The sequence below is a fragment of the Corynebacterium pseudokroppenstedtii genome (assembly GCF_019754945.1).
Taxonomy (GTDB): domain Bacteria; phylum Actinomycetota; class Actinomycetes; order Mycobacteriales; family Mycobacteriaceae; genus Corynebacterium; species Corynebacterium pseudokroppenstedtii.
Genome location: NZ_JAEUWU010000002.1, coordinates 140,374 through 152,629, shown reverse-complemented (window position 1 = coordinate 152,629; position 12,256 = coordinate 140,374). Strand labels below are relative to the sequence as shown.

At 56.5% G+C, this 12,256-nt stretch carries 10 protein-coding genes, 4 tRNA genes and 1 pseudogene; 14 read left to right on the top strand and 1 reads right to left on the bottom strand.

The window, feature by feature from the left end:
* Nucleotides 1-64 precede the first annotated feature (64 nt).
* From JMN36_RS03645 to JMN36_RS03580, 14 genes are all read left to right on the top strand, one after another.
* Complete coding sequence (locus JMN36_RS03645) at nt 65-637, top strand: DUF3592 domain-containing protein (RefSeq protein ID WP_221923868.1); 573 nt, start codon at nt 65-67, stop codon at nt 635-637.
* Nucleotides 638-715: 78 nt separating this feature from the next.
* Nucleotides 716-1,897: a glycosyltransferase family 4 protein gene (locus tag JMN36_RS03640; protein WP_221923867.1), complete on the top strand. Its 1,182-nt coding sequence runs from the start codon at nt 716-718 to the stop codon at nt 1,895-1,897.
* A gap of 132 nt (nt 1,898-2,029) precedes the next feature.
* A complete protein-coding gene (locus JMN36_RS03635) occupies nt 2,030-2,716 on the top strand; it encodes a demethylmenaquinone methyltransferase (RefSeq protein WP_221923866.1) in 687 nt (228 codons plus the stop codon).
* A 222-nt stretch (nt 2,717-2,938) separates the two neighbouring features.
* Nucleotides 2,939-3,961 (top strand): polyprenyl synthetase family protein, encoded by a 1,023-nt coding sequence (locus tag JMN36_RS03630; RefSeq protein ID WP_221923968.1) that lies wholly within the window; start codon nt 2,939-2,941, stop codon nt 3,959-3,961.
* A gap of 113 nt (nt 3,962-4,074) precedes the next feature.
* Nucleotides 4,075-4,156, top strand: a tRNA-Tyr gene (locus JMN36_RS03625).
* Nucleotides 4,157-4,415: 259 nt separating this feature from the next.
* Nucleotides 4,416-4,488: transfer RNA gene (locus tag JMN36_RS03620), tRNA-Thr, on the top strand.
* Nucleotides 4,489-4,557: 69 nt separating this feature from the next.
* Nucleotides 4,558-4,631, top strand: a tRNA-Met gene (locus JMN36_RS03615).
* A gap of 208 nt (nt 4,632-4,839) precedes the next feature.
* Nucleotides 4,840-4,912, top strand: a tRNA-Trp gene (locus JMN36_RS03610).
* A 72-nt stretch (nt 4,913-4,984) separates the two neighbouring features.
* A complete protein-coding gene (secE, locus tag JMN36_RS03605; RefSeq protein ID WP_012732483.1) occupies nt 4,985-5,308 on the top strand; it encodes a preprotein translocase subunit SecE in 324 nt (107 codons plus the stop codon).
* Nucleotides 5,309-5,472: 164 nt separating this feature from the next.
* Nucleotides 5,473-6,534, top strand: coding sequence for a transcription termination/antitermination protein NusG (gene nusG / locus JMN36_RS03600; RefSeq protein ID WP_221923865.1), 1,062 nt, complete (start codon nt 5,473-5,475; stop codon nt 6,532-6,534).
* Between the two features lie 264 nt (nt 6,535-6,798).
* On the top strand, nt 6,799-7,239 hold the full coding sequence (rplK, locus tag JMN36_RS03595) for a 50S ribosomal protein L11 (RefSeq protein ID WP_012732481.1): 441 nt from the start codon (nt 6,799-6,801) through the stop codon (nt 7,237-7,239).
* A 110-nt stretch (nt 7,240-7,349) separates the two neighbouring features.
* Nucleotides 7,350-8,063: a 50S ribosomal protein L1 gene (rplA, locus tag JMN36_RS03590; RefSeq protein WP_012732480.1), complete on the top strand. Its 714-nt coding sequence runs from the start codon at nt 7,350-7,352 to the stop codon at nt 8,061-8,063.
* Nucleotides 8,064-8,876: 813 nt separating this feature from the next.
* Nucleotides 8,877-9,317, top strand: a complete 441-nt coding sequence (locus JMN36_RS03585; protein ID WP_221923864.1) for a hypothetical protein — start codon at nt 8,877-8,879, stop codon at nt 9,315-9,317.
* Between the two features lie 911 nt (nt 9,318-10,228).
* Nucleotides 10,229-11,827 carry a sodium:solute symporter family protein gene (locus tag JMN36_RS03580; protein WP_221923863.1) on the top strand — a complete coding sequence of 533 codons (1,599 nt, stop codon included), beginning with the start codon at nt 10,229-10,231 and terminating at the stop codon, nt 11,825-11,827.
* 156 nt (nt 11,828-11,983) lie between these two features.
* Here JMN36_RS03580 and JMN36_RS03575 read toward each other — a convergent pair.
* Nucleotides 11,984-12,210 (bottom strand): annotated as a pseudogene (locus tag JMN36_RS03575) (IS1249 family transposase); the annotation flags it as partial.
* Nucleotides 12,211-12,256: the final 46 nt, after the last annotated feature.

Sequence of the window (12,256 nt, the reverse complement as noted above, 5' to 3'; positions counted from 1 at the left end):
CACACGATGACCATACGAAAGCGGATAATGATCAGGGCACGACGGCGGGGAGGTGAGTATCGGAGTGAACGCGACCAGAACTCACGACATGAACGCGGGTAACGAACCCACACCTCACGGGGATCAGACTCCTCACGGCGACAAGCCGCGGAATCCCCGTCGGACATTGTCTCGCGATGATGCTGAAGTACGGATCGATACCTTCGCTCGCCGGTGCCGCCAGGTCGTCGCATTGATCGCATTACTAATGACTCTGGTGTGCGCCACGCTCGTCGCCGGGCCAGTCTATAACGACATTAAACTGCACAAAGATAAAGAAACCGCCATCGCCACGGTGAACCACGTCGGCCTGTTGCGCACAGCAATTTCATTTCGGGATAGCTCCGGAGAATTCCATTCCCCCAACACGGGAGTTTTATATCCCGGCGGATTGCACGATGGTCAGAAAGTGTGGGTGGAGTATTCCCGCAGCCACCCCGACATTGTCCGAGTCCAAGGAAGAACCTGGACATTATCCCTTCTACCAGCGGTTTCAACATTTATCGTGACGGTCGCCCTATCGATGGGAGCAATAGCGTTGATTAACCGACGCGCCGAACGGAAGAAAAATTTATACAATGGCCACCGAGATAGATGATCGGCAGCATAAAACAGCATTTCTTATCGGCAAAAATAACCGCATTATCGCGGGGAATTGAGGAAGAGAAGAAGTCGTATGCGCATTGCAATTGTTGCAGAATCATTTCTTCCAAACATCAACGGTGTCACTAACTCAATTCTCCGGGTATTGGAATACTGCGACCGTCACGGCCACGACGCACTAGTCATCGCGCCGGGTGCTCGCGAGGTTCAAGATGAATGCCCGGACTATGCGGGTTTCCCCATCGCCCGCGTTCCCACCGTTCAGGTTCCGCTGATCGACTCGCTCCCCATCGGGGTGCCGACGCCGACCGTGAAGCGGGCCTTACGTAAATACAAACCCGACGTGGTTCACGCGGCGAGCCCGTTCGTGTTGGGTGCCGCGGGTGCGTTCGGTGCAGGGCAGTTGGGGATTCCGACGGTCGCTGTTTATCAGACGGACGTGGCTGGGTTTGCGAATAATTACCACATGAAACCGCTGGCCTCGGCCGCGTGGCAGTGGACACGAACGGTACATAACGCCTGCTCACGAACGCTTGCTCCGTCGTCGGTGACCATTCAGGAACTCCGCCATCACAAAATCAGAGACGTGTACCACTGGGCGCGCGGCGTCGATATTGAGCTTTTCTCCCCGACGAAGAGATCGGACGCGCTGCGTCGGCAATGGGCCCCCAACGGGCAGAAAATCGTGGGCTACGTGGGGCGCTTAGCGGCGGAAAAGTCCGTGTACCGATTGGCTGCCCTGCAGGACCGCGACGACATCCAACTCGTGATCACCGGGGACGGGCCGGACAGCCAGGAATTGCGCGAGTTGCTGCCACGCGCGATCTTCACCGGCGCGAAATACGGGGAGGACCTGGCGGAGGTGTATGCTTCCTTGGACCTCTTTGTCCACCCAGGCGAATATGAGACGTTCTGCCAGGCTGTCCAAGAGTCGCTGGCGTCGGGGGTGCCTACCATCGGGCCGAGAGCCGGTGGACCCATTGATCTCATTGACGACGGCGTCGATGGTGAATTATTGCCTGTGGAGTCCTTTGAGCAGGACCTCCCTGCGGCGGTTGATCGTCTGCTCGAGCCGGATGGCTATCACGACCGATGCGTCGCTGCTCGAAACTCCGTGAAAAATCGAACATGGGAGCGCCTAGGTGACGAACTGATCGGGCACTATGAGGCAGCGATCGAATCCCCGACGGGGCAAGAACTCCGTCCGACGCTGCTGGAAAGGTGGCGTGCGGAGCGTGAGCATCGGTACGCGTAGCCACATTTCGTTGGGTGCGATGAGATGAACGCGGATCGGGTGCACACCGACGCCCTGTCCTAAGGTGCCTATCCCGTCGGGGGGGGAGTGCAGCTGCCGCCATATCGAGCTCACCGGGTAGTCTGGGGCCTCGTGGCTAGAGCGACGTTGGAAAAGAAACCCCGTGAAGTGGCGCGCATGTTCGATGCCGTCGGCAAGAAATATGACCTAACTAACACGGTGCTGACGGGCGGGATCGACACGCTGTGGCGAAAGGCAACGCGGAAGCGGCTAGATCCGAAGCCCGGCGAGAAAATAGTGGACCTCGCTGCTGGGACCGGTGTATCGACGGCGGAACTATCCAAGTCTGGAGCCCTCGTGGTGGGCTGTGATTTCTCTCTGGGCATGCTGAAAGCAGGACGTCATCGGGACGTGCCCTTAGTTGCAGGTGATGGCCTTAACCTTCCTTTCGCCGATAACACCTTCGATGCTGCCACCATTTCTTTCGGTCTGAGGAACTTCGGGGATACTGTCGCTGGGCTCCGAGAAATGGCCCGTGTCGTGAAGCCAGGCGGACGTTTAACGGTGTGTGAGTTTTCAACGCCAGTTATCCCCGTGTTCTCGACGATCTATACGGAATACTTGATGCGGGCGCTGCCTGCGGTGGCGAAAATCGTGTCCTCGGATCCGGAGTCATACGTGTACCTGGCGGAGTCAATCCGAGTATGGCCTGACCAGGAGACTTTAGCTCGGATCATCCAATCTGCGGGGTGGAAAGACGTCGGCTGGAGGAACTTGACTGGCGGCATCGTGGCGCTCCACAGCGCGACAAAACCGTAAGGCGCTGACGGCCCATATCTGTGGGTTTGTTTTTGTGCGATAGGCTAGGCACGTTGTTTTAGACGGTCGCGAGCCACCATCGCGCTCGTGCGTGCTGCGTCGTACCCGCTTGCGGGGTTGTATATACGACGCGTGCTCGTGACCATCTACCCATGCCCAACGAACGAGGATCGTGCGATGACCAGCGGACAGAGCAGTGCTGTGGAATCCAGCGTCGACGCCGTGAGTGGCGAGTTTACCGGCCTGGATTCCCGTAGTGTGGAGTCCAGTATTGACCTCGGCGACGACGAATTGAATTCCTTTGTGGCCGACGGGATGGAAAAATGCGAGAAATTGCTTATCCATGAACTGGATCAGGGCGCATCGTTCGTCACTGACAAGGTCAAGCATTTGGCGTTGGCTGGAGGTAAGCGCATTCGCCCCATGTTTGCCCTGCTTGCGTCCCGTTATGGTGAGAGGCCCGGGTGTGACGACGTTATTAAAGCTGCCATCGTCGTAGAGATGACCCATTTGGCTACGCTGTATCACGATGACGTGATGGATGAGGCCGAGAAACGTCGTGGCGCTGATAGTGCAAATTTTCGGTGGAATAATTCGGTAGCCATCTTGGCAGGGGATTTTATCCTGTCGACAGCTTCGCGATTAATGGCGACGCTGGGTGTATCGACGGTGAAGCATTTCTCGGAGGCCTTTGGTGATCTCGTCACCGGTCAGATGCGCGAAACAATTGGTGCGAACTCGGGCGATGAGATTGAGCATTACCTCAATGTGATCCACGAGAAGACTGCGGTACTCATCCGGTCTGCGGGCTTTTTAGGGGCAATGCACGCCGGGACACCAGCCCCTATTCAGCAGGCATTGGCGACATTCGGGGAGCACTTGGGCATGGTGTTCCAAATTGTCGACGATATGATCGACATTTTCTCTGACAGCAGTGAATCGGGGAAGACACCGGGGACGGACTTGCGCGAGGGTGTGCATACCCTGCCTATGCTCTACGCGATGGAAGGCGACAGGAAAGAGAACCAGCGCCTTCGAGAGATGCTGCGTTCCCCCTTGTCGACAGATGCCGACGTTGAAGAAGCACTCGCCTTGATTGCTGCGACGGATGCACGAGCGCGGACGGTCGCGAAAGTTGAGGAACACGCCGACGCTGCCTTGAGGGCGCTGGAGGCGCTCCCGGATAATTCGACGACGAATGCTTTGCGCGCATTGCTGGGCTTCACCATGGCGCGTGTGGGGTAATTGATCGCGGGCTTGACATGAACGCTTTGCAAAAGCCCTGCGTGAGGTGATGATTTGCTGTCTGGGGCTGTGTTCGTAGTAGAGTATGCAGCGCGTTCAACTGCTGAGCGCTTGCCAGATTGCCCGAGCGGCCAAAGGGAGCGGATTGTAAATCCGTCGGCTTTGCCTACGTTGGTTCGAATCCATCATCTGGCACCCCATGAACCCGCCGGGTTGCAAACGTGTTGCAGCCCAGCGGGTTTTGTCGTGGTCAGTGCATTTTCGTAAGTGGATTCCTCTGAGCGGAACTCCCGTTAAGGGGGCTCCATAAGCGAACTGCCTTTGACGGCGACTCGGTATCGGTCCGCCGTACGCTCTGACCTGGTGATTTGTGAGTTCCATTCTGGTCGGTTACATTGTGTGAGGCTTCGCAAGATCACGTTTGCGCTGTTATCCGTGATTCCAGCGAGTTGTTGCCCCCTTAGCTCAGTCGGCAGAGCGTTTCCATGGTAAGGAAAAGGTCGACAGTTCGATTCTGTCAGGGGGCTCCGTTACACCAATTCCCGGTGGACTGACGGTGCTCCGGTAGGTCCACCGGGATTATGTGTTGTAACTGTGGCGATGTAGCTCAGATGGTGAGAGCGCACGACTCATAATCGTGAGGTCGAGGGTTCGAGTCCCTCCATCGCTACTGGGAGATAGATGCGGGGTCGCCCTGACGGGTGGCCCTTTTTCTCCCACTACGCACCGCCGTCGAAAGTGGAGCCCACTATCGCTTGGTTTAGGCGTGAGGCTTCTCTGCTATGGTTGGTGTGTTGCCTGACCGGTGCAGGTACAGAGATGAGTTCACATCAGTGATGGTGTGGATCCGTTGCTGTACGGTAGCGGTAGGAAACCATAGGGGCGTGGCTCAATTGGCAGAGCAGCGGTCTCCAAAACCGCAGGTTGCAGGTTCAAGTCCTGTCGCCCCTGCAAAAGCGTATTAAGCCAGTTTCCCGCGGAACTGGCGTGTGTACATTTTCATCTCAGTCGAGGAGAGTGCGCGTGAGCGAGGAACGAAGCTCTACGGGAGCATTGCGTCCGTCCGGTAAACGCCAGATCACAGGATCCTCCACTGTGTCAAAATCCCGCGCTCGTAGTGCCCAATCGGGCCCAGAGACAGTGGGTGGCCGTGGAAATATCTTCACTCAGATCGTCGATTATTTCCGCGGGGTTATTGCCGAAATGCGGAAAGTCATTTGGCCGACGTGGCGTCAGATGGGTGTCTACACCGGCGTTGTCTTGCTCTTCCTGATCGTTGTGATCGGCATTGTTTCGGGCGTCGATTTCCTCGCCGGTAAAGGCGTCGAGTGGACTCTTACTCACTAAATACGCATTAACAACTCACGTCGGCCGAGGTTCCGAGCAGCGCAAAGTGTAGTTGGGAATAGCCCGGTCAGCTGTGTATAATCGCTCCCATATTGTCCCGCCAACCCGAGAGGGGAGGCGGGATTTTCCTTTGGAAACACCGCAGAGAAGGACTGACATTATTCATGAGTGCTACAACGAATTCATCCACCGAGTCCGACAAGCCGCAGAGTGCCGCGGATTTAGCAGCACAGGCAGCCGCTGATGTCCAAGAGGCTGCTCGTAAGGCACAGCAGCCCCAGTTCTCCGCGGGCGCAGCACAGAGCTCGTCCGACGCAGGTAATAAGGCCGACGCTGCTGGCTCACAGGACAATGAGGCCGATCAAGCTCGCGATATGGACGCCGAGGGTACCGTCGCCACGGAAACGGCGTCGGAAAGCGATAACACTGCGGCGTCGCCCTCTGCGACCACAGGAAGCGACGCGGACGGGTCAGCGTCGGCACGTGGAGCGTCGGCAAGTGAAGGAGCCGCCGATCAGCCCTCTGCTGCGGACGAGGCGGAGCAGGACCCCGAGGCGGCCGCGATGCAGGCCTACAAGGTGCGTCTGCGCAAGTTCATGCGTGAGCTGAAGAAACTTCCGGGTGAGTGGTACATCGTCCAGTGCTACTCAGGTTACGAAAACAAAGTGAAGACCGACCTGGAGGTTCGCTCGCAGACCCTGGGTGTCGACGAGCAGATCCACGAAGTCGTCGTCCCTATTGAGGAAGAAGTCGAGGTCAAGGACGGGAAGCGGAAGGTTGTCAAGCACAAGCTGCTTCCGGGGTACGTGTTGATGCGTATTGAGCTTGACGACGCATCCTGGTCGGTCATTCGTGACACGCCCGGGATCACGAGCTTCGTCGGGAATGAGGGACACCCCACGCCGGTGAAGATTCGTGAGGTCGCGAAGTTCCTGTTGCCGCCGGAGACCGCAACGCAGAAGGCCGAGCAGGAAGGCGAGGAACCCGCTGCTGTGGACGTGTCCAGCACTGGTGTGGCTGCACCTCCGCGTCCTGCTGCGGACAAGGTCAAGGTGGACTACGAAGTCGGCGAGGCCGTGACGGTTCTGTCTGGTCCGTTTGCGTCGGTGTCCGCGACGATTTCCGAGATCGATGCCGAGAACAGCAAGTTGAAGGCTCTGGTGTCTATCTTCGGGCGTGAGACCCCTGTGGAATTGGACTTTGACCAGGTGGAGAAGATCAACTAAGCGCCACCTAGGTGGATTTGGGCTAAGGCGCCGAGCTCCGGTATCTTGATTCTTCGTGTGTGGCTGAGCCTTGGTGGTGGACATCGTGACGGTGAAATACCGCAACGGTGGATGCCGCTGAGTGGACGCACGAATGTCACTGTCATCTTTCCGGTGGCCTGGGAATTCAGGCATCCGGTCGAATGATGTGGTTCTCGCTCCCGGGTGGAAGTTCACCGTGGAGGCCAGGGTCGCGTTGTTTGGTAACAGAAAGAGGTTGTAACAATGGCTCCGAAGAAGAAGGTTTCGGGCTTCATTAAGCTGCAGATTCAGGCTGGTCAGGCTAACCCGGCTCCGCCGGTTGGTCCTGCGTTGGGTGCTCATGGTGTCAACATCATGGAGTTCTGCAAGGCCTACAACGCTGCGACGGAAGACCAGCGCGGAAACGTCGTTCCGGTTGAGATCACCGTGTACGAGGACCGCTCGTTCACGTTCAAGCTGAAGACCCCGCCGGCTGCGAAGCTGCTGCTGAAGGCTGCGAACCTGCAGAAGGGTTCGGGTGAGCCGAACACCAACAAGGTCGGGTCCGTCACGTGGGATCAGTGCAAGGAGATTGCACAGACCAAGATGGAAGACCTGAACGCGAATGACCTGGACATGGGGGCACGCATCATCGCTGGTACCGCACGTTCTATGGGTATCGAGGTCAAGGGCGCGACCGCGTAACTCCACTTAGTGCGGGTTTCGTGCCCGCGTTTCGCGTAATTCACTTTTCAGTGGGAGGGCCTCTTGCTGGCCCGCGACCACTACTCCAAACGCTTAAGGATTGGATTTTTATGAGCAAGAACTCGAAGGCTTACAAGGCTGCGTTGGAGAAGATCGACGCTGGCCGTATCTACGCTCCTATCGACGCGATGAAGACCGTCAAGGAGACCGCATACTCCTCATACGACCCGACGGTGGACGTTGCTATCCGCCTGGGGGTTGACCCGCGCAAGGCTGACCAGCTGGTTCGTGGCACTGTGTCCTTGCCGAACGGCACGGGTAAAGAGGTCCGCGTTGTGGTCTTCGCTGAAGGTCCGAACGCTACCGCCGCTGAGGAAGCTGGCGCCGACGTCGTCGGTACCGCAGAACTGGTTGAGCGGATCCAGGGTGGCTGGACCGACTTCGACGCTGCTATCGCGACGCCGGACCAGATGGCCAAGGTTGGTCGCGTTGCACGTGTCCTGGGTCCTCGTGGCCTGATGCCTAACCCGAAGACCGGCACGGTGACCACCGACGTCACCAAGGCTGTGAAGGAAATTAAGGGCGGTAAGATTTCGTTCCGCGTGGACAAGGCCGCCAACCTGCACGCTGTGCTGGGCAAGGCTTCCTTCTCTGCCGAGCAGCTTGCCGAGAACTACGGCGCGCTGATCGACGAACTGCTTCGCGTGAAGCCGTCTGCTGCGAAGGGCCGTTACCTGAAGAAGGTTACTGTGTCCTGCACCAACGGTCCGGCTGTGCCCGTCGACAACACCGTGGTGAAGAACTACACCGGCGAGGCTGAGTAGTTTTCTGTAGCCGCATTACAGCGGTTAGCTCGGCTAGCCCGGTTGGTTGCATCTAGCCCGGTTGGGTTAGCCAAAAGATAGGCAGATTCGCATCCTGTGGATCTGCCTTTTTGTGTATGGGATGGCACATTCCCGGGATAAGTAGCGAGGTAAGTAGCAAAAAGTGTCCGCACCGACTCTTCGCTGCTTACCCCTGCTGTTGTGTTGGTTTTTGGGGAGGTTCGGGTCGCGCGTGGCTCCTGTGCAGCCCGTGCGCGGGGGCTTCTGATCGTCTTGCGTGAGATTTGTCCGGGGTTCGGGGGTTGTGCCCGGGTGGCGGAAAACTGCGGGGGAATATGGCCAATTTTTGGCGATTTTTCGCCCATACACCCCCGCACTTTTATCCGGCTTCCATATCCAACCGCAGTTCTCGAGCCAAGATGTAGAAAAACCGCGACGTCCCCCGCTAACTTTTCTCTTTCACCGTCTCCGGTGAACTTGGCCCCAAACCCCTAAACACCCGCCCTTTATCCCCTATCTTTCTTTGGATAATGATTAGTTATTTGAATTAATGGACAAGATGGTTGCGAATATCAGTTTCTTTTGGGATAGTCCTTTACCTAAGAGGAGGTTAATTTTACCCATTGCTCTCCGAGAGGATATTTTTATGAACTGGAAGAAGAAATTGGCAATTTTGTTATCTTCCTCGATTTCCCCTAGTTTCGGTCCCAGCCGTCTCGGCTAGCGCTGCTCCTACTTCACAAGAACAGGGTTGTGTAGCAGCTCACCAGGGGGTTTCTGCCTCGAACGCTGATCGACAAACCGTTTCGAAAGATGATCTTGCTCAACTTAATAAAAAATATTGAGTTGGCAGGTGGGTATCCGTTGCCTGAAGGAACGGTTGAGTACGGTTTTACTGATAATGGTGATGCTATAGCCACTGATGCCAGCGGCCAAGAAACAACTTTGCTTTCGGCGACGGAAATGAATTCTGAGCTAGATAAAGGAATAATCCAATATAGCGCTGAGAGCGAAGAGGATGAGGATGATGACAAGGGAGTCGTTTCTGGGATTGCCCGCTCCCTTGCTGGTTGCGTCGGCGGTGCAGTCGGATATGACCAAATAATGGATATTCTTGAAAAGAGGGTTTCCTATTGGACCTTGGTCAAGTTTCTCGGTAAAAAAGTTGGTCCACGTCTTGCAATCAGCTGTATTGCAGGTGCGGGGGGGGCGCTCTCGCTGACTATATGGGGTGGTAGACCATGCGCTTACTAGTAACGATCTTGGGTTTTGTGGTGGCCTTACTTGTGTTCCGCTTTTTCATTGAAGAGGCTTGGCCCTCTGTCATATACCTTGGGGTTATGTGTGGGCTTATTGCCGGAGCCGTCTTGACTCCTTCTGGTTGGCGATCGCTCCGACGGATCGCTCGTAACCTTAAAAAAGGTTGGTCTTAGCTGGTGACAGGATAATACCTACCTGAGGGCTTCTAAACAGCTCTCTAAGCTGTTTAGAAGCCATCTCGAAGTTGTCGTCCATTCTCGATGAGCTATTGGATCTGATTCCTAACCTCGGTCCGACGGGTTGATTGAGACGCTTCTGCTGTTCAGCGGACGTTTCTCGATCAACTCTTTGGCGCAGCTGCCTCCGGGCCAGCTCTGCCAGTGAGAACAGGCGCGCGTTACCTCAAATGACTTGGCCTTCAATCAGGCCGGGGAAGACCGGGGTGTGGGTCATGTAGCCGGTGTAGCCGATAACCGCGCCGATGGACCTGACCAGGCCTTTTCCACCCGAGCGGTGTATCACGGTGGTTTTGTCTCGTGGCGTCTGTGTGGTACCGACGCTTTCAAGGCCCAGGAGACGGGATTGCCGTGATTAGTTCCAACGATGGTGCTCGGGTCCGGACATGCCTGCCACCGCGCACGCCCGCCACGTCGGATAGCACCATGAACATCGGACAGCACCAACGCAACCACGAAACCACCAAACCAAGCCTAAAAGGCATGTGGCAGACCTCACTCAGGGGGTCAACAACACACTGTTTTCGCCGCGAGTGTTGTCGCCGGGGGTAGGAGCCACCCCTGACTGCACTTGTCGGACATCTGACAGGTCGGTAGGGTGGGGTTCGACCCGCACGGCGGTGAGTCACAGTGAGCGGGTTGTTGACAACACGTTAGGAGCGATCCTCCATGCATCAGCAATTTGGCACACTGAACTGGCTAGCCATTGCGGTCTATATCGTCGCCATGTTGGCAGTGGGCATCTATTTCTCGAAACGCGCCGGTGCCAGCAGCGATGATTACTTCAAAGCTGGTGGGCGCATTCCCGCATGGGCCGCGGGCTTCTCCATCTACGCCACCACGCTGTCCGCCATCACCTTCATGTCCATCCCGGAAAAGGCGTACTTGACGGACTGGGCATACTCCGCGGGGAACATCGCGATCTTCGCCATCGTCCCCATCCTCGTCTATTATTACGTCCCCTTCTTCCGCAAGCTGGACGTGACGACGGCTTATGAATACCTGGAAGAACGCTTTGACGTGGTTCTTCGCGTATTCGGTTCCTTATTCTTCGTCCTGTTCCACATCGGACGTATTGCCATCGTCATTTACTTGCCGACGCTGGCTCTCACCGCCGTCAGTGATATCAACCCTTATCTGATCGCTGGTCTGGTGGGAATTGCGTGTGTGATTTACACATTCCTCGGCGGTATGGAGGGCGTGATCTGGTCCGATGTTATTCAGGGCATCATCCTCCTGTCGGGCGCGTTAGTGGTGATTATCGTCGCCATGGTGAATAGTCCGGGTTCGATTTCCCATACTTTGTCCGAAGCCGCGTCGGAAGGGAAGTTCTATTCTGCTGACAACTTCACCTTCAGCGATTTGTCACTGTCGATTCCGATTATTTTCTTAGGCAGTGTGCTCAATAATTTGCAGTCCTACACGGCCAGCCAGGATGTGGTTCAGCGCTACCAGACCACGCCATCTGTCCAGGCGACGAAGGGCTCCCTGTATGTGAATGGGTGCCTCGCGCTGATCACCATCCCGATTTTCTACGGCATGGGAACCGCCCTGTACACCTACTACCAGGGCAATGGCGGTTTCCCGGATGACGTGAACACGTCGGCGATCGTGCCTTACTACATCCTGACCGAGCTCCCGGGTGGCGTCGCCGGTTTGATCATCGGTGGCATTTTGGCCGCTGCGCAATCGACCATTTCTTCCTCGTTAAACTCCATCTCTGCGTGCATTACGGTTGATATCCGTAACCGTCTCATGCCGAACCGTGGCGAGGCATCAGTCCTGTTCAGCCGCATGGTTATTGTTATTACCGGCCTATTTTCGACGAGCGTCGCATTGTGGCTCATCGCCTCGGAGAAAGGCGAGCTGTGGGATCTGTTCCTCACGCTCACCGGCCTGTTTGGTATCCCGATTGCCGCGGTCTTTGCGTTGGGGATTTTCACCGTGCGCGCGAACCGGTTTGGTGTGCTGGCTGGGCTTCTTCTGGGAGCGGTATCCGGCTACTTCATGAACCAAACTGATTTGGGACCGTTTATGATTTCCATCGTTGCGTTCGCCGTAACCCTGGTGGCTGGTTATGTGCTGTCCCTCCCGCTCGCAGGTGTCGCGAAGGCCACTCGGGCCGAGACTCTGCCGCTGACAATCCACGGTAAAGACTTGAGCTACGAACGGAAGTCCGCTCGGCGCGAGGCGCTGAAGAACGAAGCAGCCGCTGTTATTCCCGATACTGATGATCCCACTGAACCCAAGTCTGTGGCTCAGGTTTAACGACGCTGGACGAGGGGTGCCCTGAGTACGTGGGGCACTGCCTCAAGCTACGTGGGAAACCTACGAATGAAAATTGAGAATGTGAAGGGCCCGAGGGCCCTTCATTTTTGTGGGTTATACGACAAAGGTGTGTCTCCACGGCGTGTTACCCCGAGGTTAGACCTGGCCCTTTTGGGCGCCGATTGAGTGTGTGTGTACTCGGTTAGGATAGCGTTGTCGTAGAGAGCTGGTCGTCCTATTTGGTGGTCGGCTTGGTTCTCGTTACAGGTCAGGCCGGATACTTTGGCGAGTTGATCTTGGCCGAAATTGCACTGCCTGGCGATCTCGAGTGGATCGTCAGGCAGGTGCGTTTTCAGTTACAACAACCAGTCGAGCATGCGGCGTGGTGGACTGAGATTGGGCTGGGTGGGCGCTACGAGCCTCTCAATA